The 25304-nt window shown below is 71.7% G+C and carries 23 protein-coding genes; 8 read left to right on the top strand and 15 right to left on the bottom strand.

Annotation, left to right across the window (positions count from 1 at the left end; genetic code table 11):
* Positions 1–48: 48 nt before the first annotated feature.
* From kdpB to ACFC79_RS20055, 6 genes are all read right to left on the bottom strand, one after another.
* On the bottom strand, positions 49–2175 hold the full coding sequence (kdpB, locus tag ACFC79_RS20080; RefSeq protein ID WP_376241896.1) for a potassium-transporting ATPase subunit KdpB: 2127 nt from the start codon (positions 2173–2175) through the stop codon (positions 49–51).
* Positions 2172–3836, bottom strand: coding sequence for a potassium-transporting ATPase subunit KdpA (kdpA, locus tag ACFC79_RS20075; RefSeq protein ID WP_376241894.1), 1665 nt, complete (start codon positions 3834–3836; stop codon positions 2172–2174). Before kdpA ends, kdpB begins: the two co-directional genes overlap by 4 nt.
* 7 nt (positions 3837–3843) lie before the next feature.
* Complete coding sequence (gene kdpF / locus ACFC79_RS20070; protein WP_356933025.1) at positions 3844–3933, bottom strand: K(+)-transporting ATPase subunit F; 90 nt, start codon at positions 3931–3933, stop codon at positions 3844–3846.
* A gap of 537 nt (positions 3934–4470) precedes the next feature.
* Entirely contained in the window at positions 4471–5244 is a 774-nt protein-coding gene (locus ACFC79_RS20065; RefSeq protein WP_376241892.1) for a DUF3710 domain-containing protein, read from the bottom strand.
* Between the two features lies 1 nt (position 5245).
* Positions 5246–5779, bottom strand: a complete 534-nt coding sequence (gene dut / locus ACFC79_RS20060) for a dUTP diphosphatase (RefSeq protein WP_376241890.1) — start codon at positions 5777–5779, stop codon at positions 5246–5248.
* Positions 5779–6363 (bottom strand): PaaI family thioesterase, encoded by a 585-nt coding sequence (locus tag ACFC79_RS20055; protein WP_376241888.1) that lies wholly within the window; start codon positions 6361–6363, stop codon positions 5779–5781. Before ACFC79_RS20055 ends, dut begins: the two co-directional genes overlap by 1 nt.
* A gap of 58 nt (positions 6364–6421) precedes the next feature.
* Between ACFC79_RS20055 and ACFC79_RS20050 the strand changes: the two genes are divergently transcribed.
* The gene (locus ACFC79_RS20050; protein WP_376241886.1) at positions 6422–6877 is read left to right on the top strand and encodes a DUF3093 domain-containing protein; all 456 of its coding nucleotides are present in this window, start codon (positions 6422–6424) and stop codon (positions 6875–6877) included.
* A gap of 78 nt (positions 6878–6955) precedes the next feature.
* Here the strand turns inward: ACFC79_RS20050 and ACFC79_RS20045 are convergent, their stop codons facing one another.
* From ACFC79_RS20045 to ACFC79_RS20030, 4 genes are all read right to left on the bottom strand, one after another.
* Positions 6956–7936 (bottom strand): hypothetical protein, encoded by a 981-nt coding sequence (locus tag ACFC79_RS20045; protein ID WP_376241884.1) that lies wholly within the window; start codon positions 7934–7936, stop codon positions 6956–6958.
* A gap of 12 nt (positions 7937–7948) precedes the next feature.
* Complete coding sequence (locus tag ACFC79_RS20040; protein WP_003965732.1) at positions 7949–8245, bottom strand: DUF4193 domain-containing protein; 297 nt, start codon at positions 8243–8245, stop codon at positions 7949–7951.
* Between the two features lie 404 nt (positions 8246–8649).
* Positions 8650–9879 carry a sensor histidine kinase gene (locus ACFC79_RS20035; RefSeq protein WP_376241882.1) on the bottom strand — a complete coding sequence of 410 codons (1230 nt, stop codon included), beginning with the start codon at positions 9877–9879 and terminating at the stop codon, positions 8650–8652.
* 6 nt (positions 9880–9885) lie between these two features.
* A complete protein-coding gene (locus tag ACFC79_RS20030) occupies positions 9886–10539 on the bottom strand; it encodes a response regulator transcription factor (protein ID WP_376241953.1) in 654 nt (217 codons plus the stop codon).
* Between the two features lie 395 nt (positions 10540–10934).
* Here ACFC79_RS20030 and ACFC79_RS20025 point away from each other — a divergent pair, with 395 nt between their 5' ends.
* Entirely contained in the window at positions 10935–11108 is a 174-nt protein-coding gene (locus tag ACFC79_RS20025) for a hypothetical protein (protein ID WP_376241880.1), read from the top strand.
* Between the two features lie 122 nt (positions 11109–11230).
* On the opposite strand, the gene ACFC79_RS20020 is transcribed toward ACFC79_RS20025, so the two are convergent.
* Together ACFC79_RS20020 and ACFC79_RS20015 are read right to left on the bottom strand one after the other, a co-directional pair.
* Complete coding sequence (locus ACFC79_RS20020; RefSeq protein ID WP_376241879.1) at positions 11231–12049, bottom strand: inositol monophosphatase family protein; 819 nt, start codon at positions 12047–12049, stop codon at positions 11231–11233.
* A gap of 89 nt (positions 12050–12138) precedes the next feature.
* A complete protein-coding gene (locus ACFC79_RS20015; protein ID WP_376241877.1) occupies positions 12139–13266 on the bottom strand; it encodes a ferrochelatase in 1128 nt (375 codons plus the stop codon).
* Positions 13267–13573: 307 nt separating this feature from the next.
* Here ACFC79_RS20015 and ACFC79_RS20010 point away from each other — a divergent pair, with 307 nt between their 5' ends.
* Both ACFC79_RS20010 and ACFC79_RS20005 read left to right on the top strand, forming a co-directional pair.
* Positions 13574–14821: an MFS transporter gene (locus ACFC79_RS20010; protein WP_376241875.1), complete on the top strand. Its 1248-nt coding sequence runs from the start codon at positions 13574–13576 to the stop codon at positions 14819–14821.
* The gene (locus ACFC79_RS20005) at positions 14778–16100 is read left to right on the top strand and encodes a D-arabinono-1,4-lactone oxidase (RefSeq protein WP_376241873.1); all 1323 of its coding nucleotides are present in this window, start codon (positions 14778–14780) and stop codon (positions 16098–16100) included. The genes ACFC79_RS20010 and ACFC79_RS20005 overlap by 44 nt, the downstream gene beginning before the upstream one ends.
* A gap of 25 nt (positions 16101–16125) precedes the next feature.
* Here ACFC79_RS20005 and ACFC79_RS20000 read toward each other — a convergent pair whose 3' ends face one another.
* Positions 16126–17166, bottom strand: a complete 1041-nt coding sequence (locus tag ACFC79_RS20000; RefSeq protein ID WP_376241871.1) for a hypothetical protein — start codon at positions 17164–17166, stop codon at positions 16126–16128.
* Positions 17167–17663: 497 nt separating this feature from the next.
* On the opposite strand from ACFC79_RS20000, the gene sepH reads away from it, so the two are divergent.
* Positions 17664–18719, top strand: a complete 1056-nt coding sequence (gene sepH / locus ACFC79_RS19995; RefSeq protein ID WP_376241870.1) for a septation protein SepH — start codon at positions 17664–17666, stop codon at positions 18717–18719.
* Between the two features lie 81 nt (positions 18720–18800).
* On the opposite strand, the gene ACFC79_RS19990 is transcribed toward sepH, so the two are convergent.
* Entirely contained in the window at positions 18801–19628 is an 828-nt protein-coding gene (locus tag ACFC79_RS19990; RefSeq protein WP_376241868.1) for a sulfurtransferase, read from the bottom strand.
* 238 nt (positions 19629–19866) lie between these two features.
* Here ACFC79_RS19990 and ACFC79_RS19985 point away from each other — a divergent pair, with 238 nt between their 5' ends.
* On the top strand, positions 19867–20643 hold the full coding sequence (locus tag ACFC79_RS19985) for a VOC family protein (protein WP_376241866.1): 777 nt from the start codon (positions 19867–19869) through the stop codon (positions 20641–20643).
* Between the two features lie 22 nt (positions 20644–20665).
* On the opposite strand, the gene ACFC79_RS19980 is transcribed toward ACFC79_RS19985, so the two are convergent.
* A complete protein-coding gene (locus ACFC79_RS19980) occupies positions 20666–21571 on the bottom strand; it encodes a PaaX family transcriptional regulator C-terminal domain-containing protein (protein ID WP_376241864.1) in 906 nt (301 codons plus the stop codon).
* A gap of 168 nt (positions 21572–21739) precedes the next feature.
* On the opposite strand from ACFC79_RS19980, the gene ACFC79_RS19975 reads away from it, so the two are divergent.
* Both ACFC79_RS19975 and ACFC79_RS19970 read left to right on the top strand, forming a co-directional pair.
* Positions 21740–22600 carry a hypothetical protein gene (locus tag ACFC79_RS19975; protein ID WP_376241862.1) on the top strand — a complete coding sequence of 287 codons (861 nt, stop codon included), beginning with the start codon at positions 21740–21742 and terminating at the stop codon, positions 22598–22600.
* Positions 22601–22690: 90 nt separating this feature from the next.
* Positions 22691–25300 carry an NACHT domain-containing protein gene (locus tag ACFC79_RS19970; protein ID WP_376241860.1) on the top strand — a complete coding sequence of 870 codons (2610 nt, stop codon included), beginning with the start codon at positions 22691–22693 and terminating at the stop codon, positions 25298–25300.
* Positions 25301–25304 lie beyond the last annotated feature (4 nt).

Here is a 25304-nt window from a genome sequence, read left to right as displayed (position 1 = left end):
GCACGATGCGGTTCGGCCCCGGGACGGAATTCGGTCCGGGCACGGGATTCAGTTCAGTCCGGGGACGAGGGAGATGATCAGGTCGATTATCTTGATGCCGATGAATGGGGCGATCAGGCCGCCGAGGCCGTAGATCCCGAGGTTGCGACGGAGCATCGAGTCGGCACTGCTGGGCCGGTAGCGGACACCCTTCAGGGCGAGCGGCACCAGCGCGACGATGATCAGCGCGTTGAAGACGACCGCCGACAGGATCGCGGACTGCGGCGAGGACAACCGCATGATGTTGAGCGTGTCCAGACCCGGGTAGACCGCCGCGAACATCGCCGGGATGATCGCGAAGTACTTCGCGACATCGTTGGCGATGGAGAACGTCGTCAACGCGCCCCGGGTGATGAGCAGCTGCTTGCCGATCTCGACGATCTCGATGAGCTTCGTCGGATTGGAGTCCAGGTCCACCATGTTCCCGGCCTCCTTCGCGGCCGAGGTGCCGGTGTTCATGGCCACGCCGACGTCCGCCTGGGCCAGCGCCGGGGCGTCGTTGGTGCCGTCGCCCGTCATCGCGACGAGCTTGCCCCCGGCCTGCTCGCGCTTGATGAGGGCCATCTTGTCCTCGGGGGTGGCCTCGGCGAGGAAGTCGTCGACGCCCGCCTCCTCGGCGATGGCCTTCGCCGTCAGCGGGTTGTCACCCGTGATCATGACCGTCCTGATGCCCATCCGGCGCAGTTCGTCGAACCGCTCCCGCATGCCCTCCTTGACAACGTCCTTGAGGTGGACGACGCCCAGGACACGGGCTCCTCGTCCGTCCTCCAGCGCCACCAGCAGCGGTGTGCCGCCGGCACCGGAGATCCGGTCGGCGAGTTCCCGCACCTCCGGGGCGACGCCGCCGCCGCGCTCCTCGACCCAGGTGGTGACCGAACCGGTCGCGCCCTTGCGGATCCTGCGTCCGTCGACATCCACGCCGGACATGCGGGTCTGGGCGGTGAACGCCACCCATTCGGCCTGGCGCAGCTCGCCCTGATGGCGTTCGCGCAGCCCGTACCCCTCCTTGGCGAGCACGACGATCGAGCGGCCCTCGGGGGTCTCGTCGGCCAGCGAGGACAGCTGCGCGGCGTCCGCCAGTTCGGCCGCGGTGGTGCCCGCGACGGGGAGGAACTCGGCGGCCCGGCGGTTGCCGAGCGTGATGGTGCCGGTCTTGTCGAGCAGCAGGGTCGAGACGTCCCCGGCGGCCTCGACGGCGCGCCCCGACATGGCGAGCACATTGCGCTGCACCAGCCGGTCCATGCCGGCGATGCCGATCGCGGAGAGCAGGGCGCCGATGGTGGTCGGGATGAGGCAGACGAGCAGCGCGGTCAGCACGATCACCGACTGCTCCCGCCCGGCGTGGACCGCGAACGGCTGGAGGGTGACGACGGCGAGCAGGAAGACGATGGTGAGGGACGCGAGCAGGATGTTCAGCGCTATCTCATTGGGCGTCTTCTGCCGGGCGGCGCCCTCGACGAGGGAGATCATCCGGTCGATGAACGTCTCGCCGGGTTTGGTGGTGATCTTGACGACGATGCGGTCGGAGAGCACCTTGGTGCCTCCGGTGACGGCGCTGCGGTCGCCGCCCGACTCCCTGATGACCGGTGCCGACTCGCCGGTGATGGCGGATTCGTCGACGCTCGCGACGCCCTCGACGACGTCCCCGTCGCCGGGGATGACATCGCCCGCCTCGCAGACGACCAGGTCACCGATGTGCAGTTCGGTGCCCGGCACCCGCTCCTCGTTCCTGCCGATGACGCGCCGGGCGACGGTGTCGGTCCTGGCCCGGCGCAGGGTGTCGGCCTGTGCCTTGCCGCGTCCCTCGGCGACCGCCTCCGCCAGGTTGGCGAAGATCGTGGTCAGCCACAGCCAGGCGGCGATCGCCCAGCCGAACCACTCTCCGGGGTTCAGGCAGGCCAGCACGGTGGTGAACACCGACCCGACCAGGACCACGAACATCACCGGGGACTTGGCCATCACCCGCGGGTCGAGCTTGCGCAGCGCGTCCGGGAAGGACGTGAGCAGCTGCCGGGGGTCGAACAGGCCGCCTCCGACGCGCCCCTCGCCCGTGCGGCCGGTGGGTACGTCCCGGTGCGGTGCCCGGGTCGGGGTGACGGCGGACATCGCGTCCTCCTGCTTCGTACGAGTGGTCATGACGCCAGTCCTTCGGCCAGCGGCCCGAGCGCCAGGGCCGGGAAGTAGGTGAGCGCGGCGACGATCAGGATCGTGCCGACCAACAGCCCGCTGAAGAGCGGCTTGTGGGTGGCGAGGGTTCCCGCGGTGGCCGGTACGGGCCGCTGCCCGGCGAGCGAGCCGGCCAGCGCGAGGACGAACACCATGGGCAGGAACCGGCCGAGCAGCATCGCGAGGCCGATGGTCGTGTTGAACCACTGGGTGTTCGCGTTCAGCCCGGCGAACGCCGAACCGTTGTTGTTCGCGCCGGAGGTGTACGCGTAGAGCACCTCGGAGAATCCGTGCGCGCCGGGGTTCAGGATCGAGTGGGGCGGGGTGGGCAGGACGAATGCCAGCGCGGTGAAGCAGAGCACCAGCGCCGGGGTGATCAGGATGTAGCAGGCGGCGAGCTTGATCTCGCGGGTACCGATCTTCTTGCCGAGGTATTCGGGCGTGCGGCCGACCATCAGCCCCGCGAGGAACACCGCGATGACCGCCACGATCAGCATCCCGTAGAGCCCGGACCCGACGCCGCCGGGCGCGATCTCGCCGAGTTGCATGCCCAGCATCGTGATTCCGCCGCCGAACCCCGTGTACGAGGAGTGGAAGGAGTTCACCGCGCCGGTGGAGGTGAGGGTCGTGGTGACGGCGAAGATCGACGAGCCGGCGATCCCGAACCGGGTCTCCTTGCCCTCCATCGCCCCGCCGGCGAGGTCGAACGCGGGCCCGTGGTGGGCGAATTCGGTCCACATCATCAGGGCGGTGAAGCCGAGCCAGATGCCGCCCATCGCCCCGAGGATCGCGTAACCCTGCTTCGGCGAGCCGACCATCCGGCCGAACGTCCTGGTCAGCGCGACCGGAATGACCAGGATCAGGAAGATCTCGAAGAGGTTGGACAGCCCGTTGGGGTTCTCGAACGGGTGGGCCGAGTTGGCGTTGAAGTAGCCGCCGCCGTTCGTGCCCAGTTCCTTGATGACCTCCTGCGAGGCCACCGCGCCGCCGCGCCACTGCTGCGCGCCGCCCATGAACTGGCCGACCTCGTGGATGCCCGCGAAGTTCTGGATGGCGCCGCAGGCGACCAGCACCAGCGCGCCGACCACGGCGAGGGGCAGCAGGATGCGGACGGTGCCGCGCACCAGGTCGGCCCAGAAGTTGCCGAGTTCACCGGTGCGGGACCTGGCGAAGCCCCGTACGAGGGCGACGGCGACGGCGATGCCGACGGCGGCCGAGACGAAGTTCTGCACCGCGAGGCCGCCGGTCTGGACGACGTGGCCCATGGCCTGCTCGCCCGCGTACGACTGCCAGTTGGTGTTCGCGACGAACGAGGCCGCGGTGTTGAACGCCTGGTCGGGGGTGATCGAGGCGAAGCCCAGCGATCCGGGCAGGCTGCCCTGGAGCCGCTGGAGGAGGTAGAGGAGCAGGACGCCCACCGCGGAGAAGGCGAGCACACCGCGCAGATACGCGGGCCAGCGCATCTCGGTGTTCGGGTCGGCGCCGATGGCCCGGTACATCCACTTCTCGACCCGGAGGTGCCCGGTGGAGGAGTAGACGCGGGCCATGTGGTCGCCGAGCGGGCGGTACACCAGTCCGAGCGCCACGACGAGCGCGAGGACCTGGAGCACACCGGCGAGGACGGGGCTCATATCGGGCTCAGAACCTCTCCGGGTACAGAAGGGCGAGGACGAGATAGCCCAGCAGGGCGACGGCCACGACGAGGCCGACGACGTTTTCGACGGTCACAGCCGGGCCACCCCCTTGGCTATGAGGGCCACCAGCGCGAACACCGCGATCGTGACGACGACGAAGGCCACATCAGCCATCGTGTGCTCCTGGATGAGGTGCGGATTTCTCTGACCTCTTGAGCAAACCTCCCGTCACACCCTTTTTGACCTGCGTTGATGGCTCCCTTACGGAGAACGGCGCGCCCTTGACGACGCGCTGACGTGCCGCATACGCGCCCCATACACGCGCCCCGTGCGCCTCCCCGGTCTCCTCCTGCCCGCCCTGCCTTCCTCCGGTCTCCTCGACCCCCTCTGCCCTCCCCCCGGTCTGCTCCGACCCCCTCCGGCTTCCTCCGATCCCCCGCCCGATCCGTTCCGATTCCGCGAGCTCTGCCGGAATCCCCGGGGTCCCACACCCCTCCCCGCCCCGGAACGTGGAAAGGCCGGTGGGTGACGTCCCTCCTGGAAGGGATGTCACCCACCGGCCCTCAGCCGCTACGGGCCGCAGCACGCACGAGCGGACCGGCTCGGCGCACCTCGGCTCGGTGCTTCTCGGTCAGCGCACCTCAGTGATCTCCGGGCCGCGCTGGAGCTGGCCCATGCCGCCGGAGAACCTGGAGTTCTCCTGGCTCTCCTGCTGGACGCCCTCGGGCACCATCTGGGCGTCGTCGGGGAGCTTGAGGACGATCGGATCGCGCGGCGCCATCGGGCCGTCGCCTCGAACCACCACGGTGTCGCGGAAGACCGTCTCCAGCAGGCCCGCGGCCTCCGGCTGCACGGCACCCTGGCCGGAGATCACCCCGCGCAGGAACCAGCGCGGCCCGTCGACACCGACGAAGCGCACCAGCTGCACGCCGTTCGCCCCGTCCGGGAGCTGTACGGGGACCTGGGCACGCAGCTCCCAGCCCAGCGGGCCCTCGACCTCGTCGATGATTCCGCCCTGCTGGGTGATGCCCGTGGCGATCTCCTCGCGGACCTCGCCCCAGATGCCCTCCTTCTTGGGAGCGGCGAACGCCTGGAGCTGGATGGCGCTGTCGCGCAGCACCACGGTCGCGGCGACGATCGCGTCACCGGCCACCTCGACGCGCAGCTCCATGCCCTCGACACCGGGCACGAAGATGCCGCCCAGGTCGACCCGGCCCTCGGCGGGCTGCGACACCTCGTCGATGTCCCACGGCCCGTCCGGCCGCGGTGCCGGCGGGAGGTTCACCCGGCGCGGGCCGCTGTCGGCCCCGTCGGCGTCATCGAGCTCGTCGACGACCTGCTCGGCCTCGCGCGCTTCGCCCGCCACGTCCTCGGCGGAACCACTCTTCTTGCGACGTCCGAACACGTCACTGTCCTTCCCGGTCGGGTACGACCGAAGCGTAGCTGTTTCCGCCCTGGTTGATCCCGCCCCCGACGCCACCGGCCCCACCGGAAGCATGACCTCCGGTGGATCCGAAGCCTCCCTCGCCACGGGCCGAACCGGGCAACTCGGTCACCTCGTGGAAGCGCACCTTCTCGACCTGCTGCACCACCAGCTGGGCAATCCGGTCGAACCGCTCGAACCGCACCGGCTCGCGCGGGTCGAGGTTGATGACGATCACCTTGATCTCTCCACGGTACCCGGCATCGACCGTCCCCGGGGCGTTCACGAGTGCGACTCCGCAGCGGGCGGCGAGTCCGGACCGCGGGTGCACGAACGCGGCGTACCCGTCGGGCAGCGCGATCGACACGCCGGTGGGCAGCATCGCCCGCTCCCCCGGGGCGAGCTCGACGGGCTCGGTGGTGACCAGGTCGACCCCGGCGTCGCCGGGATGCCCGTAGGCCGGAATGGGCACCGCCGGGTCGACCCGGCGGATCAGTACGTCCACGGGCCGACGCATCAGGGGTTCACCTCGAACGCGCGGGCACGCCGGACCTGGTCCGGGTCGGCCATCGCCGCCCGGATCTCGGCCGGACGGCCGTTCTCGATGAAGTGGTCGACCTTCACCTCGATGAACAGGGCCTCGGCGCGGACCGCGACCGGGCCGTCCGGGCCGCCTATCCGGCCGGTCGCCCGGGAGTAGATCTTGCGGCCGTGCACCGCCGTGATCTCGGCATCGAGATGCAGCACGGTGCCCACCGGCACCGGACGCACGAAGTCGGTCTCCAGCCGCCCGGTCACCGCGATCACCCGCAGCAGCCAGTTCAGCGAGCCGAGCGTCTCGTCCAGCGCGGTGGTCAGAATGCCGCCGTGCGCCAGTCCCGGGGCCCCCTGGTGGGCCGCCTTCACGGTGAACTCGGCGGTGACGCCCACGCCCTCGCCGGCCCGTGCCTGGAGCTGGAGCCCGTGCGGCTGCGACCCGCCGCACCCGAAACAGTGTTCGTAGTGCGCGCCGAGCAGTTCGCCGGGCGCCGGGGCCTCGGGGTGCCGGACGGGCTTCACCGCGTCGACGGGGGGATTCAGGGCCGCAGATGTTCCACTCACAGGCGCAGACCTTACCCGCGCGGCCGACGTAGCGGCGCACCGTGCCAAGCTTGGGTCCATGCAGCCTTCCGCCCCGCCCTTCGACGAACGACTCACCGCGCCCCGTTCGTGGTGGCTCATCGCCTTCCTGATCGGTATCGCCTGCGCTCTGATGCTGCTGCCGCTCGGCACCGTGCCGCTGCTGGTCGGCCTGGTGGGCGGCACCGCGCTGTCCGCGGTCGCGGTGAGCGCGTACGGCTCGGCCAGGATCCGCGTGGTGGCGGGAGCACTGGTGGCCGGGGACGCCCGGATTCCGGTGTCGGCGCTCGGCGAGGCCGAGGTGCTGGACGCCGACGAGGCGCGCGCGTGGCGCTCGTACAAGGCGGACACCCGCGCGTTCATGCTGCTGCGCAGCTACATCCCGACGGCGGTCCGGGTGGAGGTCACCGACCCGCAGGACCCGACTCCGTACGTCTACCTGTCGACCCGCGAGCCGCAGGCCCTGGTCACGGCCCTCGGCGCGGCACGCGCCTGACGCGCCGGGCCCCGGTGGCACCACGAGGTCCGGGCTCCGGACCGCGGGCTTCGGGGCTCCGTCCCGATCGGTCCCAGGTCAGTCCGCCGACTTCCCCGGCAGGCCCCTGCGCGGGCCACGCGCACGTACCGAGGGCGGCGATTGCGGGATCGGGTCCCAGGGAATCTGGCGCTTGCGCAGATCGTTCCTGATCCGCTCGGCGAGCTTCCTGGTGTCGCGCCGGTTCATCACCGCGCCGACGGCGGCTCCGACCATGAACGGGATCAGATTCGGCACATCGCGCGCCATGCGCCTCATGACCTGCTGGCGCAGCTCGCGTTTCATCCGGCCGCCCAGGGCCGCGTTGACCGTCAGGGGCTGGGCGATGTCGATGCCGCGCTCCTCCGTCCAGGACGAGAGGTAGGCGGTGGACCGCTGGGTGAGCCCGCCCGGCGGGCGCTGTCCGTAGACCTCGTGGAGTTCCGCGACGAGCTTCATCTCGATCGCGGCCACACCGGTGATCTCCGCCGTCAGCTCGGTGAGCATCGCGGGCGGTACCGGCATCATGGCCGCCGCGCCGATCCCGGCACCGACGGTGGCGGTGGCCCTGCTCGCACCTGCCACGAGCCTGTCGGCGATTTCCTCCGGGCCGAGCCCCGGGAACTGCCTGCGCAGCGTCGCGAGGTCGCGCACGGGGATGCGGGGAGCGGACGCGATGATCAGGTCGGCGGTACGACCGATCACAGCCCTGGCGCTCTCCCCGCTCTTGTGAATGCCTCGTTTCACCAGTCCCGGACGGCCTGCCCCGGGCACGGGCCCCGTCCTGCCGGATTCCCCGGCCACATCGGCCGACTCGACTCCGTCGCGTCCCACGACGGCCGCGGCCGCCTCGAACGCCGTGGCCGCTTCGAGCAAGGCCGACCGGCCTCGCTCGTCGTCCTGCTCGCCCGGGGATGGTGGCAGGGCGGGCCGCTCGGCAGACGCTGTGACGCCTTCTGCCGGGACCGGCCCGCCCTGTTCCGCCTCCGACGGCTTCCTGCGCCGCAGGCGTCGCTTCCGGAACGGTTTGTCGCCTGCCACGGCCGACTCGGCCTAGTCGCAGTCGCGGCAGATCGGCTGACCGTTCTTCTCGCGCGCCAGCTGGCTCCTGTGGTGTACGAGGAAGCAGCTCATGCACGTGAACTCGTCGGCCTGCTTCGGCAGGACCCTGACTGCCAGTTCTTCGTTGGACAGGTCCGCGCCGGGCAGTTCCAGCCCCTCGGCCGCGTCGAACTCGTCGACGTCGACGGCGGACGCCGTCTTGTCGCTCCGCCGGGCCTTCAGTTCTTCGAGGCTGTCCTGATCGACGTCGTCGTCGGTCTTGCGTGGGGTGTCGTAATCCGTTGCCATGTCGCTCTCCCCCTCTGGGTGTCTGCGGTGTCTCAGCGCACGTAACGCGTGAGAGGCCGGACTTGTGCCCGACCCGAGGCGGAGATTTTGCCTCACATCAAGGTCTGTTACTCAATCGACACCCAAAAGGACCGCTCGGGAGTGATCGACTTGGGTGGCGATGGGGACCGTACACGGTCCCGGCGTCGTGTCCCACGAGCGCCACCCCGTGTACTTCCCGTGATATCGGACCCCGGAAACCCTGATTTTTGCGGGGTTTCCGGCCAATGCGCCGATCACGGAGCGTTGACGACCGGAAAATCGCTCCTGTGATCGATCACACACGACAGCATCTGCCACAGGTCCCGAAAATTCCGCCCAAAGCGAACAGGTCTTCCCGGGGGTGCGTCATCCGGTTCCGTCGGTCAGACCGGCAATGAGACACGCATCACAAGGCCACCCCCTTCTCGCGGTTCCGCGACGATCCGACCACCGTGGGCGCGCGCCACGGACCGGGCGATGGACAGGCCGAGCCCGACCCCCTTGTCGCTGCCCGTTCGTTCCGTACGCAGCCGTTTGAAGGGCTCGAAGAGGTTGTCGATCTCGTAGGCGGGCACCACCGGACCCGTGTTCGAGACGACCAGCTCGGCATGGCCGGACCGGAGCTCGGTGGCGACCTCCACCCAGCCGCCCTCGGGGACGTTGTACCGCACGGCATTCTGCACGAGGTTCAGCGCGATCCGCTCCAGCAGGACGCCGTTGCCCTGGATGACGGCCGAACTCCGCTCGCCCCGGATCTCCACACCGCGCTCCTCGGCCTCGGCACGCGTCTGGTCGATGGCACGCGAGGCGACCTCGGCGAGGTCGACCGGCTTGCGCTCGACGATCTGGTTGTCGCTGCGGGCGAGCAGCAGCAGCCCCTCCACCAATTGCTCGCTGCGCTCGTTGGTGGCCAGCAGGGTCTTTCCCAGCTGTTTCAGCTCCGGCGGCGCCTGCGGGTCGGAGAGGTGGACCTCCAGCAGGGTGCGGTTGATCGCGAGCGGCGTGCGCAGCTCGTGCGAGGCGTTGCCGACGAAGCGCTGCTGGGCCGTGAAGGCCCGCTCCAGGCGGTCGAGCATGTCGTCGAAGGTGTCGGCGAGCTCCTTCAGCTCGTCGTCCGGGCCGTCCAGCTCGATCCGGCGGGACAGATCCGTTCCGGCCACCCGTCGGGCGGTACGGGTGATCCGGCCCAACGGGGAGAGCACCCGGCCCGCCATCGCGTACCCGAAGGCGAACGCGATGACGCTGAGGCCGACCAGGGCCAGCAGCGACCTGTTCAGCAGCGTGTCCAGCGCCTGTTGCCGCTGGTGGTTGACGCAGGAGTTCATCGCCGCGTTGACGGCATCCGAGGTGGTCACCCCGCTGAAGTTGCACACCTCGCTGGTGAGCTGACCGCTCACGATCTTGAACGGCAGCTCACTGCCCACGTGCAGGGCCTGGGCGGCCAGCATGTAGATGATCGACAGCAGCAGGATGCCGGCGATCAGGAACATGCCGCCGTAGAGCAGCGTGAGCCGTATCCGGATGGTGGGGCGCAGCCAGTAGGGCGGCTCCTGCTGCTTGGGCTCCCAGGTGGGCCTGGGGGGCGCCGACGGGGGCGCCGGGACGCTGGGCATCGGCGCTCAGATCCGGTAGCCGGAGCCGGGAACGGTGACGATCACCGGGGGCTCGCCGAGTTTGCGGCGCAGGGTCATGACGGTCACCCGCACGACGTTGGTGAACGGGTCGGTGTTCTCGTCCCATGCCTTCTCCAGCAGCTGCTCGGCCGAGACGACCGCGCCCTCGCTGCGCATCAGGACCTCCAGCACGGCGAACTCCTTCGGCGCGAGCTGGATCTCGGCCTCGCCCCGGAAGACCTCGCGGCGGTTGGGGTCCAGCTTGATGCCCGCCCGCTCCAGGACGGGCGGCAACGCCACCGTCGTGCGCCGGCCCAGTGCGCGGACCCGAGCGGTGAGCTCGCTGAACGCGAACGGCTTGGGCAGGTAGTCGTCGGCCCCCAGCTCCAGGCCCTCCACCCGGTCGCTGACGTCCCCGGACGCGGTGAGCATGAGCACCCGGGTGGGAATGCCCAGCTCGACGATCCGCCGGCAGACGTCGTCGCCGTGCACCAGGGGGAGATCCCGGTCCAGCACCACGACGTCGTAGTCGTTGACCTCGATGCGCTCCAGGGCGGCCGCGCCGTCGTACACGACATCGACGGCCATGGCCTCACGACGCAATCCGGTGGCCACCGCATCGGCGAGCAGCTGCTCGTCCTCCACGACGAGTACGCGCACGGCGCTGTCCTTCCTCAGAAACTTCACTACGACAGAAAATTCACCGCGGCGACGGCCGCGGTGCGCGCCGATGTGCTCACGGTCCGTGACACGGGCCGCTCATCGGTACGTTTGTGTGCGGCTCCATCCTGCCCTCAACGCGCATAAACCGGCGGTAAGGCGGCGCTCGCCCATCGGCACCTCCGGGGAATTCATCAGATTTACGGGCCAGTTGAGGTTTCTCTGAGGTGGGGTCCGGGGAGGACGCAGTCACACCCGCGATCACGTCTCGACTGTGGCGTACCACCGGCCACTCCGTCCCCGGAGAGTGCGTGATCACCAGCCCTACCGCCACCGCGCGGAGGGAAACCCCGGGCACACCCCCGTGCCACCGACCCACGCTGAGGGGGCGCATCATGGACGCTTTCACCGCAGGCCTGCTGCAACGGATCAAGAGCACCGAGTCCGACCTCACCAGGGCTCGGGAGACGGGCGACGACTTCCTCGCGGACGTCGAGCAGAGCGAACTGGACGACCTGCACCGCCTCGCCGCCGAGCACGGAGTCAAGATCGGCAGCACCAGCGCCTGAGCCGTCGTGGAGGGGCCCCGACGCCGATCTCCCGGCGTCGGGGCCCCTCTCCTGTCTCCACGGGCCTCCTGGGCGCTTCCCGGCCCTCATGGGCCGCCCCGCCATGCCGGTGGGGCGGGCTCTCAGTCGTGCCAGGCGCCGAACTCCTCCAGCAGGGCCTGCAGCTGCTCGAAGACCCCCGGCACCGCGGCGATCGTCAGGTCGCCGTCGGCGGCCCGCCCCGGGCGTCCCCCGGTGCGGGCGCCCGCCTCGCGGGCGATGAGGTCCCCCGCCGCGAGGTCCCAGGGATGGAGCCCGCGCTCGTAGTAGCCGTCGAGGCGGCCCGCGGCGACATCGCACAGGTCCACGGCCGCCGAGCCGCCGCGCCGGATGTCGCGCAGCCGGGGGATCAGCTTCTGCGCCACGTCCGCCTGGTGCGCACGGACGTGGCCGACGTAGTTGAAGCCGGTCGACACGAGTGCCTGGTCGAGCGGCGGGGCGGGCCGGCAGCGCAGCGGGGTACCGGAGCCGTACGCACCGCCGCCGACGTACGCGCCGCCGCCGAGCACCGCCCGGTACGTCTCGCGGCGCATCGGCGCCTCGACCACGCCCACGACCCGCTCGCCGTCCCGTTCCGCGGCGATCGACACGGCCCACGTGGGCAGGCCGTACAGGTAGTTCACGGTGCCGTCGAGCGGGTCGATGACCCAGCGGATGCCGCTGCTGCCCGGCGCGCTCGCGCCCTCCTCGCCGAGGAAGCCGTCCTGGGGGCGGTGCTCGGCGAGGAAGCCGGTGATCAGTTTCTCGGCGGCTATGTCCATCTCGGTGACGACATCGATCGGGCTGGACTTGGTCGCGGCCACGCCCAGATCGGCCGGTCGGCCGTCGCGCAGCAGTTCACCGGCGCGGCGGGCGGCCTCCAGGGCGAGGTCGAGGAGTTCGGACAGGTTCGGTTCGGTCACGGCTCTCCAGGTTTCGACGGGCTGCGGGGCGACGACGGGCCTCCCGGCCCCGCCGGGCGCGGAGCGTTCCTCCCCGCGCCCGGCACGGTTCACGCGTACGGGCTGTCGGCTCCGGCGGCGGCCGGCTTGGGTCCCCTGGCGGGGCAGCAGCCGACCGGGCACAGGTCGTGGCTCGGGCCCAGCGCGCCCAGGGCGCAGCGCCGGCCGCCCGCTCCCCGCTCGGTCGCGGCCCGCTCCAGCAGCAGATCGCGCACGGCCGCCGCGAACCGCGGATCGGCGCCCACGGTCGCGGATCTGCGCACCGGCAGTCCGAGCTCGGCGGCCTTCGCGGCGGCCTCCGTGTCGAGGTCGTACAGCACCTCCATGTGGTCCGAGACGAAACCGATGGGGGCCATCACCACGGCGGTGACGCCTTCGCCGTGCAGGCTCTCCAGGTGGTCGCAGATGTCGGGTTCCAGCCACGGGATGTGCGGGGCGCCGCTGCGGGACTGGTAGACGAGCCGCCAGGGGTGGTCGACGCCCGTCTCCTCCCGGACCGCCTCGACGATCAGGCGGGCGATGTCGAGATGCCCGGCGACATAGGCACCGCCGTCGCCGTGCGCCTCCACCGGGCCGGAGGTGTCGGCGGCGGAGAGGGGAATGGAGTGCGTGGTGAAGGCGAGGTGCGCCCCGGCCCGTACGTCCTCGGGCAGGTCGGCGAGGGACGCCAGCACGCCGTCCACCATGGGCCGCACGAACCCGGGGTGGTTGAAGTAGTGCCGGAGCTTGTCGACCCGGGGCACCGGCAGCCCCTCGGCCTCCAGGGCGGCCAGCGACTCCGCGAGGTTCTCGCGGTACTGGCGGCAGCCGGAGTAGGAGGCGTACGCGCTGGTCGCCAGGACCGCGATGCGCCGACGGCCGTCCGCGACCATCTCGCGCAGGGTGTCGGTGAGGTACGGCGCCCAGTTGCGGTTGCCCCAGTACACCGGCAGGTCGAGGCCGTGCTCGGCGAAGTCCTCGCGCAGGGCGTCCAGCAGGGCTCTGTTCTGGGCGTTGATCGGACTGACGCCGCCGAACAGGAAGTAGTGCTTGCCCACCTCCTTCAGCCGCTCCTCGGGGATGCCTCGGCCGCGGGTCACGTTCGCCAGGAACGGGACCACGTCGTCCGGGCCTTCGGGGCCGCCGAAGGAGAGCAGCAACAGGGCGTCGTAGGGAGTGGGGTCGCACAGATCGGGCATGTCACCGATCCTGCCACTCGCCCCGGAGGGTGCCCCCACCGACGTCCCACCCGGCGTCGGCGCCGCACCCGCCCGCAACGGTCTCCCCCACGACGGCCTGCGGGGGTCGCGGGGTCCGGGCCCCGCGGAGGGACCGAGAACCCCTCGGTGCAAAAGACCGCTCCTCTCCCGCTGCCCGTCGCCGGTGAGGCCGTGACGACCTGGGGAGCAACGGGGAGCGGCTCACCGGTGCTCCCCGGGCCGTAAGCTGTGCCGGTCGTACTCACGCATGACAGGCGCGTGCGATCACGCCGCCCCGGAGCCCTCCTTGCCCAGTCCCTATCGCGCGATCTTCGCCGCCCCCGGCACCAAGGGGTTCTCGGCGGCCGGCTTCCTCGGCCGGATGCCGCTGTCCATGATGAGCATCGGCGTGGTGACCATGGTTTCCCAGCTCACCGGCCGCTACGGGCTGGCCGGGGCGCTCTCCGCCACGCTGGCGATGTCGGCGGCGGTGCTCGGGCCGTGGATCTCCCGGCTCGTGGACCGGCACGGCCAGCGCCGCGTGCTGCGCCCCGCCACCCTCGTCGCACTGGCGGCGGTGGCCGGTCTCCTGGTCTGCGCGCAGCAGCGGCTGGCGGACTGGACGCTCTTCGTCTTCGCGGCGGGCGCCGGCTGCGTCCCCAGCGTGGGTTCGATGATCCGGGCCCGCTGGGCGGAGATATACCGCGGTTCGCCGCAGCAGCTGCACACCGCGTACTCGTGGGAGTCGATCGTCGACGAGGTGTGCTTCATCTTCGGGCCGATCATCTCGATCGGCCTGTCCACCTCCTGGTTCCCGGAGGCGGGGCCGCTCCTCGCGGCCGGGTTCCTGCTGGTCGGCGTCTTCTGGCTGACGGCGCAGCGGGCCACCGAGCCGGTGCCGCATCCGCGTGGACGGCGCACCAGGAACTCCGCGCTGCGTTCCCGGGGGCTCCAGGTGCTCGTGGTGACGTTCGTGGCGACCGGGGCGCTCTTCGGGGCGATCGACGTGGTGACGGTGGCCTTCGCCGAGGAGCAGGGACACAAGGCCGCGGCGAGTCTCGTCCTCGCCGTGTACGCCCTCGGGTCCTGCGTGGCCGGGGCCGTCTTCGGTCTGCTGCGCCTGAGCGGGAAGGCGTCCGTGCGGTGGCTGGTGGGGGTGTGCGCGATGGCCGTGAGTATGATCCCCCTCCAACTGGCCGGGAACCTGCCGTTCCTGGCCGTGGCGCTCTTTGTCGCGGGGCTCGCCATCGCACCGACGATGGTCACCACCATGGCCCTCGTCGAGCAGCACGTACCACGCACCGCACTCACCGAGGGCATGACCTGGACCAGCACCGGGCTCGCCGTGGGGGTGGCGCTCGGCTCGTCGGCCGCCGGCTGGGTGGTCGACGCGTCCGGGGCCGGGGCGGGGTACGCGGTGCCCGCCGTGGCGGGAGCGCTCGCGGCCGCGGTGGCGTTCCTGGGGTATCGCCGGCTCAGCGGGCCGGCTCCGACCGGAGGGCGCGGGGAAGATGACCGAAACCGACGCACGGACGACGACGAACGCGTGGCGTAACTGGGCGGGGAACGTCACGGCCCGCCCGGCAGGGGCCGTGACGCCTGCCTCCGTGACCGAGCTGGCCGGGGCGCTGCGCCGGGCCTCCGAGGACGGCCTGCGGGTGAAGCCGGTCGGCACCGGGCACTCCTTCACGTCGGTGGCGGCCACCGACGGCGTGCTGATCCGCCCCGACCTGCTCGCCGGTATCCGGGAGATCGACCGCGAGGCGATGACGGTGACCGTCGGGGCCGGCACCCCGCTGAAGCGGCTGAACGCCGCCCTGGCGCGGGAGGGCCTGTCGCTCACCAACATGGGCGACATCATGGAGCAGACGGTCGCGGGCGCCACCTCGACCGGCACCCACGGCACCGGCCGCGACTCGGCGTCCATATCCGCGCAGATCCGTGCCCTCGAACTGGTCACCGCCGACGGCCGGGTCCTGACCTGCTCGGAGCAGGAGAACGCCGACATCTTCGCCGTCGCCCGGATCGGACTCGGCGCGCTGGGCGTCATCACGGCGATCACCTTCGCCATGGAGCCGATCTTCCTGCTGACTGCCCGCGAGGAGCCGATGGCCTTCGACCGGGTCGCGGCCGAATTCGACGAGCTGGTCGCCGAGAACGAGCATTTCGAGTTCTACTGGTTCCCGCACACCGGCAACTGCAACACCAAGCGCAACAACCGCAGCGCGGGCCCCGCCGCCCCGCCCGGGAAGGTGAGCGGCTGGATCGAGGACGAGCTCCTCTCCAACGGGATCTTCCAGGTGGCCTGTTCGCTCGGCCGGGCGGTCCCCGCCACCATTCCGTCGATCGCGAAGCTCTCCAGCCGCGCCCTGTCGGCCCGTATGTACACCGACATCCCTTACAAGGTCTTCACCAGCCCGCGCCGGGTCCGCTTCGTGGAGATGGAGTACGCGGTGCCGCGCGAGGCGGCCGTGGAGGCGCTGCGCGAGGTCCGGGCGATGGTCGACCGTTCGCCGCTGCGGGTCAGCTTCCCCGTGGAGGTCCGCACCGCCCCCGCGGACGACATCGCGCTCTCCACGGCCTCGGGCCGGGAGAGCGCCTACATCGCCGTCCACATGTACCGGGGCACTCCCTACCAGGCGTACTTCACGGCGGTCGAGCGGATCATGACCGCCCATGCGGGCCGCCCGCACTGGGGCAAGATCAACACCCGCGACGCGGGGTACCTCGCCGAGGTCTACCCGCGGTTCGGCGAGTTCACCGCCGTGCGCGACCGCCTCGACCCGGACCGCCTGTTCGGCAACGACTACCTGCGCCGGGTGTTGGGCGAGTAGCCCGGCCGGCCGGCCGGTTCGCGGCTCAGGGTGCGGTGACCGTGCCGGTGGTGGCACGACCGTCCTGCGCCGGGTCGGCGCCGGCGCCGGTGGGCTCCGGGGCGGCACCGCCGTCGCCGGGGGCCGACGGGGAGGGCGTGGCCTGCGGGGTCGGACCGGTGCCGGTGCCGGTTCCGCTGCCGGTTCCGGTCCCGTCGGCGGGCGTGGAGCCGGTTTCCGGGTCGGTCGGGGCGCCGCCGCCCCGGCCGGAGTCCGGGTTCGGGCTCGTTCCGCCCTTGGGGTCCGTGCCCTGCGTCGCACCGCTCCCCCCGCCCGGCGTCCGGTCCTGCGCCGGATCGGTGCCGGTCGACGGGGCGGGGTCGTCCGTCCCGGTCCCCCGCTCCGACCCGCCGCGCACGACGGACCCGACGGTGGTCCCCCGGCCGCCGCTCAGGTCGCTCCCGGAGACCAGCTCGTACGTGGTGATCCCCGCCATCGACACGGCGAAGACCACGACCGCTCCGAGGGCCGGACGCTTCCAGCCGCGGATCCGGGTGCCGTGGGTGGTGGCCTCGGAGAACTCCTCGTCGGAGTCCGGGAGCACCGCCGCGAGCGACTGGGTCGCGTCGAGCGGGGCCGGCGGCCGCGTCCGGTCCGGATCGGCCCCTGCGGCCCGCAGCACGGTCGTGGCATCCGTCGCATCCGGCGAGGACGTGCCGTCCACGACGGGCATGGCCCTGGTGACGTCGGCGGCGCCGGGGGCGGTGGACCGCCGGTCCTGCGGCGCGGCGGGGGCGCGGACCGTCTCGCGGGTCCGCACGGTCGTCTCGCGGCCCTGGTGCTTCACCTGGACCGTCACCTCGCGGATCTGCTCCCCGGTGCGGCGGAAGAAGTGCTGGAAGACCGAACCGCCGCAGGTGGCGACGACGCTCATGACGCCCGCGCCGATGACCGTTCCGTACACGCCGAGCTGCGAGGCCGCCACGGCTGCCGCGACCGCCGCCACGGCGCTGCCCGCCACCTGCGGCAGGCTCAGGTCTATTCGCTTTTCCTCGGGTTCTGTGTCACTTTCCGGCTTCCGCACCATTTCCAGCCCTCGATTGACATCTCTCCCACCCTGCACCAGGAAGGGACATTTGAGCGAAGTGATTAGTTCCGCTTCGGGAGATTCTGTGAAGCAGGACACGCATGAGGGACGCACCTCACCCGAATGGGTAGCTCAACTCCCGCACCTCACGAGAACTTCGACGGCACGGCGGTCCACCCACATGGCCCGAATGGAGTACTGTGGCGAGCCCTGGGGCCGGATTCCCGTACGGGTGTCCGGGTTCTTCGGAAAGGGGGCCGAAGGAGGCACTCAATCCGGCGACGTCGCAGCATCGCACGGAGGCCGATTACACGAGGTGACCGCAGGTCGCTTTGTGTTGCACAATGGGTCACCGTGACATACCGGCGGTCAAGGGCTCACGCCCGACACACCGGGCAACACGGCAATGTTGTGGCAGGCTGCACCCGGGCAGGCCACACTCGACTAGCGGAAGCAGCGGCGCAGTGACGTCGGCAGGCACCACCCGGGAGGTCCCCATGCCCGAACTGCGTGTCGTGGCCGTCTCCAACGACGGCACACGACTGGTGCTCAAGGCTGCGGACAGCACGGAGTACACGCTTCCGATCGACGAGCGGCTGAGAGCCGCCGTGCGCAACGACCGCGCCCGGCTCGGACAGATCGAGATCGAGGTGGAGAGCCACCTCCGGCCGCGCGACATCCAGGCCCGGATACGAGCCGGCGCCTCCGCGGAGGAGGTCGCCCAGTTCGCCGGGATTCCGGTCGACCGCGTCCGCCGCTTCGAGGGCCCGGTGCTCGCGGAGCGCGCCTTCATGGCCGAACGCGCCCGGAAGACCCCCGTGCGCCGTCCCGGCGAGAACACCGGTCCCCAGCTCGGCGAGGCGGTGCAGGAGCGGCTGCTGCTGCGCGGCGCCGACAAGGAGACCGCCCAGTGGGATTCGTGGCGTCGTGACGACGGCACCTGGGAAGTCCTGCTGGTCTACCGGGTCGCGGGCGAGCCCCATTCGGCGAGCTGGACGTACGACCCGCCGCGGCGGCTGGTCCAGGCCGTGGACGACGAGGCGCGTTCGCTGATCGGCGAGACCGACGACGCCGCTCCCGAACCGACCTTCCCGTTCGTGCCCCGGATTGCCCGGCTGCCCCGCGACCGGCCACTGGACCGCGCCCTCGACCGTCAGATCGAGCGCCCCCCGATTCCCGCGCCGGAGCCGGAGGAGCACGCCAACGGCATCTCGGCGAGCGAACGCGATTCGCTGACGAGCCTGCTGGAGGCGGTGCCGAGCTTCCGCGGCGACATGGTGGTCCCCGAGCGGCCCGCGCCCCCCGAGCCCCCTGCCGTCGAACCGGCGGTGCAGGAGCCGGAGGCCGAGGAGTCGTCCGCCGCGGCCTCCGCCGGTGCCGGTTCCGCCTATGCGGATGTGCTGATGCCGCGGGCGGTGGCCGGGCATCGCGACCGGCTGACCGGGACCACGGACCGGCAGGCCGAGGCGGACGGTGTCCGTCCGGGCCGCCGTGCCGCCGTGCCGAGCTGGGACGAGATCGTCTTCGGCACTCGCCGCAAGAAGCAGGACTGAGCGCAGGACGGAAGGCAGGACCGAGCGGGGGAACCTGCGGCAGGTCACGGGCCCGTACGCCGCGGCGTACGGGCCGTTCCGTCACTGGGGGTCGGGGCCCGTGGCGACCGGACGGGACTCGTCGGCGGTCCACTCGGACCAGGAGCCCGCGTAGAGCGCCGCGGGAATTCCCGCGACGGCCAGGGCCAGCACCTCGTGGGCGCCGGAGACGCCGGAACCGCAGTAGACACCGACCTCCGACGCCCGGTCGGCACCGAGTGCCCCGAAGCGGGCGGCCAACGACTCCGCGGGCAGGAACCGCCCGTCGCCCGTCACGTTCTCCGAGGTCGGGGCCGACACGGCGCCCGGGATGTGCCCGGCCACACGGTCGATCGGTTCCACTTCGCCCCGGTAGCGTTCGGCGGCCCGCGCGTCCAGCAGCAGACCGGACCGGGCCAGCGCCGCCGCCCCGTCGATGTCCAGCGACGGCACCGCTCCGGGTACCGGCCGGAAGTCGCCCTCGGCGGGTGCCGGGATCTCCTTGTCGAGCGCCCCCTCCCAGGCCGCCAGACCGCCGTCCAGCACGCGGACGTTCTCGTGCCCCGTCCAGCGCAGCAACCACCAGGCGCGGGCCGCCGCCCAGCCCTGACCGCCGTCGTACACCACCACCGGCGTGTCCGCGCGGACACCGGCCCGGCGCATCACCGCACCGAACGCCTCCGGGTCGGGCAGGGGGTGGCGGCCACCGCGTCCGGCCGGACCGGCGAGGTCCGTGTCCAGGTCGACGAAGACCGCGCCCGGGATGTGCCCGGCCTCGTAGTCCGGGCGGCCGTGCGGGCCGCCCTGCTGCCAACGTACGTCCAGGAGCACCGGCGGACACGGCCCTGCCAGCTCGCTCACACATTCGACTGCGGTGATGATGGGCTTCATGGCTGCCATCCTCGCGCAGGGCCGCCCCCGCTCATAACACCGTCACACCACCGGACCAGGTGTACCGCATGTTTCCGGCCTCTTCGCCGAGATCCCGGACAGTGCGGCGCGGCCGGTACGCATCGTGCGCCGGGTGGTGCAAGCATCTGCACGGGGCGCGCCCTCCCGTGCCGCACCACGGCACACCGGCCCCGTTCCCCCCGTACGGCCACCACGATGGTCCGAGGAGAGAGTGACGATGACCGAGGCTCCCGCCCGGCGCACACCCGGAACGCCTTGCTGGGTAAGTCTGATCGTGCACGGTCTGGGCACGACGCAGAACTTCTACGCCGGTCTGTTCGGCTGGGAGTTCGTGCCCGGCCCCGACCAACTGGGCCCCTATGTCCGGGCCACTGTCGACGGGAGGGTGGTCGCGGGCCTCGGGCAGATGGCGCCCGACCGTCTCCTGCCGGTGGCCTGGACGACGTACCTGGCCACCGATGACGCCGACGTCACGGCCGAGCTGATCCGCTCCTGCGGCGGCACCGTCGCCGTCGGGCCGCTGGACGCGGGTGAGGCGGGCCGGATGGCCATCGCCTCCGACCCCGGCGGTGCGGTGTTCGGAATCTGGCAGGCCGCTGCCCACCTCGGCACGGCACTCGCCGGAACCCACGGCACCCCGGTCTGGAACGAACTGCTGACCCGGGAGACCTCGACGGTCTGCAAGTTCTACCAGACGGTGTTCGGTTACGAGGCGGAGGCGGTGGTGTCCGCCGACTTCGACTACCAGACCCTGCACCTGCACGGCCGCCCGGTCGCCTCGTTGCACGGCATCGGTCACGCCCTGCCCCGCGACCGGGGCCCGCACTGGATGACGTACTTCGAGGTCGACGACACCGACGGGGCCGCGCGTCGCGTGGTGGATCTGGGCGGGTACGTGCTCCAGCCGCCCAGGGACGGTTCCAGCGGGCGGGTGGCGACGGTGGCGGACCCGGAGGGCGCGGCCTTCACGATCGTCCGGACGGCCGGTCGCTGAAACCGCGGGTGCGGGCCCGGCCTCAGCCGGTCCGCACCCGCTCCGTCTCGCCCCGGACGCGTTCGACATGACGGCGCGCGGGGCCGGCCAGCCGGGCATGCACCTCGTCGAAGAGCTCGGACGCCTCGGCGCCTCCCCAGTCGGCCGGCAGCAGATCCCGGGCCACACCGGGGTCGAGATAGACGAGCCGGCGCCAGTCGGTCAGCACCCTGATGTACGTCGTGAACGCCTCGCGGTCCGTCGTCGGCCCGCCGTCCGCGACCGGCGCGGTGACCGGGCCGTGGGCCACGAGGAATTCGGCGTACAGCCGCTGCAGCCGGGCGGTGTCCCACCAGGTGCGTACCTTCGCGGCGAGTTCGCCGTTGCCGTGCGCGCCCCCGTGACCGGCCACGGAGAGATAGTCGGCCCGGAACAGGTCGGCATAGGCGCGCAGTCCGTGCCGGGCCAGCATGTCCTCCGCCTCGTCGTGCACGTGTCCCGGTGCGATCCACACACCGGCGGACACCGAACCGAAGCCGAGCCGCGTCAACTGGGTGCGCAGCGTGTGCCGTCGGGCGCGCTCCGACTCGGGCACGGAGAAGACGACGAGCACCCACCCCTCGTCCACGGTGGCGCGCCGGGCCGCGAAGATGCGCGGATCGCCGTCGCGCAGCATGCGTTCGGTCTCCGGCGAGATCCTGTACCCCGCCGCCCCGCGCACCGACGCGGCTTCGAGGATTCCCGCGCGCTTCAGCCGGGAGACGGAGGAACGCACGGTGGGCGCCTCGATCCCCAGCTCGGCGAGCAGCCGGATCAGCGAGGCCACGGACATCCAGCCGTCGGTGTCGCGCGCGTACAAGCCGTAGACCGTCACGATCAGCTGCCTCGGCTGCGCCTTGCCCGGGGAACCGGCCCCGGCCCCGGCGCCCTTCCCGCTCACCGTGTTCACGGCGTCATCCTAACGACCCCACGCACGTCGGTCGGCGGCGTCGTCCACCGGAGGCCGGGCCGTGCGGCCTCCGGTGCATGCGATCGCAAGCCCCGTGCTCCCCCGCCGTACCACATCACCTGCCGAAGGGCTCCCCCTCGGGAAAGCCAGGGTCTACGGTTACTGACCATGTGGTCAGGACAGCCGCCGGGGGGCGGTGGGAACCGGGCGAAGGCGGCCGCGATCGCCGCGGCCACAACTGTGGTCCTCACCGTCGGCGTCGCGGGCTTCCTGCTCCGGGACGGCGGCAGGAACGATATCGCCGACGGCAGCAGGAACGCGAAGGCGCCGACGGTCGCCTCGAAACGCGCGACGGCCTCGGCCTCGGCGTCCGGCAATCCACGCGGCGGGCAGACCGTGCGACCGACCGTCCCCGGCTGGAAGGCGGTCGTCGACCCCGAGTGGGGCACGGCCTTCGACGTGCCGCCGGACTGGGACGTCAAGTCGTCGTCTCTGCTGATCGGCTTCGAGGACCGCAAGGTCGACTACAGCGACCCCGACAACTGGGACAAGGTCGCCGTCATCATGGGCGCACCGGCCGTCCTGGAGGAGAACTGGTGCCGGTACCGGAGCAAGAAGAACGGGCGCGTCAAGCTGAACAGCACCGAACTGGCGGCGACGGGCACCAAGGGGGCCAAAGGCGCCGAGAGCACCGGCGCCGTCGCCCTGAGCGAGGCGGAACGGTGGGTGTACGGCGGTTACACCCAGCCGGACACAAAAAGCATCATCCGCGACCGGACGGCGAAGCCCTACACGACGAGGTCCGGCCTCAAGGGCAGCATCGCCCGGGCCAGGTCCAGGAACGCGCCCAGGGAGGACGGGTGCGCGAGCGACGGCAAGGCCATCACGTTCGGCTTCAGGAACTCGACGGGTGGCTTGGTCGCGTGGAGCCTCTACGGCGCCACGGGTGTGAAGGACGAACTGCCGGACTCGACGATCATGAAGATCCTCGGCACGGTACGCCTCCACGGGAACCCGACGAAATCCTGAGCCGGGCGGCCGAAGTCCCCCGGCACGGCTCCGCGTTCGGATCGGGCCGGGAGGACGGAGCGGGAAGGACGACGACGGGGGCGGGGGTACATGGCGAGGCAGATGGGCTCCGGTGAGCCGCACATCACCAACACCGCTGTCGATTGCACGGCCGAGTACCTGATCCAGATCGGGATTCTCGAAGGCGATCTCAATCTGACCCTGCGCGTGGAGCCCCCGCCGCCCGACGACGACGCTCCGCTGGCCGCGGCCGAGCGCCGGCTCGCACGCAGTCTCCTGCACCGGTGGCGGGCCGAGGCCGACGCCTGGGGCATGACCGATCCCGAGCCGCTGCCCGTGCGCTGGACACCCAGCCGACGAGTCGCATCCGCCGGGGAGTACGTGCCCGCGGGCTCCGGGACCGACACCATCGCCGGGACCTTCCTCCGGCTCCGGCCGCGGCGACGGCTGGTCGTGCTGGGCAGCGCCGGATCCGGCAAGACCGTGCTGTCCGTCCTGCTCACCCTCGAACTCCTCGCCCGGCGGCTCACGCAGGGCGAGGACGACGTGCCGGTCCCGCTCGTGCTGTCGCTGGAGTCCTGGGACACCCGGCGGCAGTCGCTCACCGACTGGCTGGTGGACCGGCTGCGCCAGGACCACCCCGGTCTGCCGCCCGTCGACGGCGTGCACCCGGCCCGTCGGCTCGTCCTCGACCGGCGGGTGCTGCCCGTCCTCGACGGCCTCGACGAACTGCCCGGACACCGCCGCGCCGAGGTCCTCGACGCGCTCAATACCGGCCTCGGCAGTGTGGGCGACGCGGTACTGATGTCCCGCACCGCCGAGTACGAGCACCTCGACCGGAAGGGCGGGGGGCTGCGGCACGCGACGGTGATCGAGTCGCTGCCGCTGCGCCCCGACGAAGTGGCGGGCTATCTCCGCAGAGCCCGGCCACCGGCCCGCGCGGCGGCCTGGGCGCGCCTGCTGGAGACCCTTCGGAAGGAACCCTCCGCGCCGGTGGCGTGGGCCCTGACCAGTCCGCTGATGGTGTGGCTGGTACGCCGGTCCTACGAACAACATCCGGCGGATCCCGGGGAGTTGATGAACCGGGCACTGTTCCCGACCCGTGAGGCCGTCGAGGCGCACCTGCTCGACCGGATCGTGCCCGCCGCGTTTCCCTCGCAGCCCCCGAACCCCGGTCGGCTGCACCCGCCCCGCACCTGGGACGCCGAACGGGCCGGTGTCTGGCTCTCGTACCTGGCGCAGCTGCTGAGCCGCCGCGAGGAGTCCGAACTGGCCTGGTGGCAGCTGCACTCGGCGCCACTGCCGCGACTGCTCGCACTGCCCGCACTGCTCACCACCGGCATCCTGCTCTCCTTCGTCATCGAGGCGGCCATGTCCGGCTACGCGGAGGACTCCGTGCTGGGCCACCTGAGCGTGACGGTGGACGTGTCCGCCGGGGTTCTCTTCGCGGCCATTGCGCGGTCCGTGACCGCCTCGTGGTTCGGGCATCGGATCACCGAGCCGCGGCGCAGCGCCAACCCTCTGCTGTTCATCCAGGCCCTGCGTTCCTTCGACCGGAACGCGCGGGTGGGCCCGTGGGTCCGCCTCGCGGCGCTCGTGGGCGGTCCCGCGCTCTTCGTCCTCCTGCTCGCCCTGTACGTCTTCGTGTCACCGGACTCCGTCCTGGTCTGGCTCGCGGTCGGCTGCGTGCTGCCCACGCTGCTGACCATCGTGTACGCGGCTCCGGCCGACACCGTGGACGCCGCCACCCCCGACGAGCTCCTGCGCGGCGAACAGTCCGCCCTCATCACGCTGGTGACGCTGGTGGCCCCGCTGATCGGAGCCGGTTCGGGTCTGTTCTTCTCGCTCCGCGGCGGTGGCGGGTGGTGGCCTGCCTTCGGTGGCTGGGCAGGTGCCTCGGCGACGTTCGTACTGCTCAGCCCGTGGAGCCGCTGGGTGCTGGCCAAGTGCTCGCTCGCGGCGGCCCGACGGCTGCCGTGGTCCCTGATGGCCTTCCTCAGGGACGCGCGCACGGCGGGCCTGCTCCAGCTGTCGGGCGGCACCTATCGCTTCCGCAACCGTCGGCTCCAGGAGCATCTGGCGGGCCGGCGCGCCCGGGAGCGGGACGAGGGTGGCGGCCCGCCCGCCCCCGGGCCGGATCACGTGCCCGCGCTCACGGGCTCGGGCCACTTCACCGCGGAACGCACGGCGGACCGCTACCTCCTGCGCGGCCGGTCCAGAAGGCTGCCGCTCGCCCACTGGGCGGCGTTCGGTTCCCTGATGGGCATCTTCCTCGTGCGGTTCACCGTGAGCGGCCAGTGGCAGGACGCGACCGCCTGGCTGGCGCTGCTCGCCCTGCCCTTCCTCGGCGCCGTCATCACCGTGGCCGGGATGCTCCTGCCGCGGCAACGGGTGGAGCTGGAGCTGACCCGGAACGGCATCACCTCCGTGATCGGGCGCAGGCGACGCTCCTACGCGTGGCGGCACGTCGAGGAGATCACCGTGCGCCGCGCGGTCGTCCGGGGCCGGGACGCGCGCTTCTACGCACTCCAGGTACGGCTGCTCGCCGGTGCCCCGCGCCCGCCCCGCCGCTCCCGCATGGGCGATGGCTGGTACTTCGTCACGCCGGTCGGCTTCTCGCCGCAGGTGCATGCCACTCTCCGCACGGCCCTCGCCGACTTCGCGGGGCCCTGCTGGACGCCGCCGTCCGGTCCCCGCTGAGCCC

Origin of the sequence: Streptomyces sp. NPDC056061 (assembly GCF_042266885.1) — a bacterium.
Lineage (GTDB): Bacteria > Actinomycetota > Actinomycetes > Streptomycetales > Streptomycetaceae > Streptomyces.
Note: the sequence above shows the minus strand (reverse complement) of the source record. Positions and strands in the feature narration are given on the sequence as shown.

What these genes read in the sequence shown, in the direction of transcription:
- ACFC79_RS20040 (WP_003965732.1), bottom strand. Translation starts at nt 8,245, where the DNA reads ATGGCAACGGATTACGACACCCCACGCAAGACCGACGACGACGTCGAT.
- ACFC79_RS19990 (WP_376241868.1), bottom strand. Translation starts at nt 19,628, where the DNA reads ATGAAGCCCATCATCACCGCAGTCGAATGTGTGAGCGAGCTGGCAGGG.
- sepH (WP_376241870.1), top strand. Translation starts at nt 17,664, where the DNA reads ATGCCCGAACTGCGTGTCGTGGCCGTCTCCAACGACGGCACACGACTG.
- ACFC79_RS20005 (WP_376241873.1), top strand. Translation starts at nt 14,778, where the DNA reads ATGACCGAAACCGACGCACGGACGACGACGAACGCGTGGCGTAACTGG.
- ACFC79_RS20000 (WP_376241871.1), bottom strand. Translation starts at nt 17,166, where the DNA reads ATGGTGCGGAAGCCGGAAAGTGACACAGAACCCGAGGAAAAGCGAATA.
- kdpA (WP_376241894.1), bottom strand. Translation starts at nt 3,836, where the DNA reads ATGAGCCCCGTCCTCGCCGGTGTGCTCCAGGTCCTCGCGCTCGTCGTG.
- kdpB (WP_376241896.1), bottom strand. Translation starts at nt 2,175, where the DNA reads ATGACCACTCGTACGAAGCAGGAGGACGCGATGTCCGCCGTCACCCCG.
- ACFC79_RS19985 (WP_376241866.1), top strand. Translation starts at nt 19,867, where the DNA reads ATGACCGAGGCTCCCGCCCGGCGCACACCCGGAACGCCTTGCTGGGTA.
- dut (WP_376241890.1), bottom strand. Translation starts at nt 5,779, where the DNA reads ATGCGTCGGCCCGTGGACGTACTGATCCGCCGGGTCGACCCGGCGGTG.
- ACFC79_RS20050 (WP_376241886.1), top strand. Translation starts at nt 6,422, where the DNA reads ATGCAGCCTTCCGCCCCGCCCTTCGACGAACGACTCACCGCGCCCCGT.
- ACFC79_RS20015 (WP_376241877.1), bottom strand. Translation starts at nt 13,266, where the DNA reads ATGCCCGATCTGTGCGACCCCACTCCCTACGACGCCCTGTTGCTGCTC.
- ACFC79_RS20035 (WP_376241882.1), bottom strand. Translation starts at nt 9,879, where the DNA reads ATGCCCAGCGTCCCGGCGCCCCCGTCGGCGCCCCCCAGGCCCACCTGG.
- ACFC79_RS19975 (WP_376241862.1), top strand. Translation starts at nt 21,740, where the DNA reads ATGTGGTCAGGACAGCCGCCGGGGGGCGGTGGGAACCGGGCGAAGGCG.
- ACFC79_RS19970 (WP_376241860.1), top strand. Translation starts at nt 22,691, where the DNA reads ATGGCGAGGCAGATGGGCTCCGGTGAGCCGCACATCACCAACACCGCT.
- ACFC79_RS20025 (WP_376241880.1), top strand. Translation starts at nt 10,935, where the DNA reads ATGGACGCTTTCACCGCAGGCCTGCTGCAACGGATCAAGAGCACCGAG.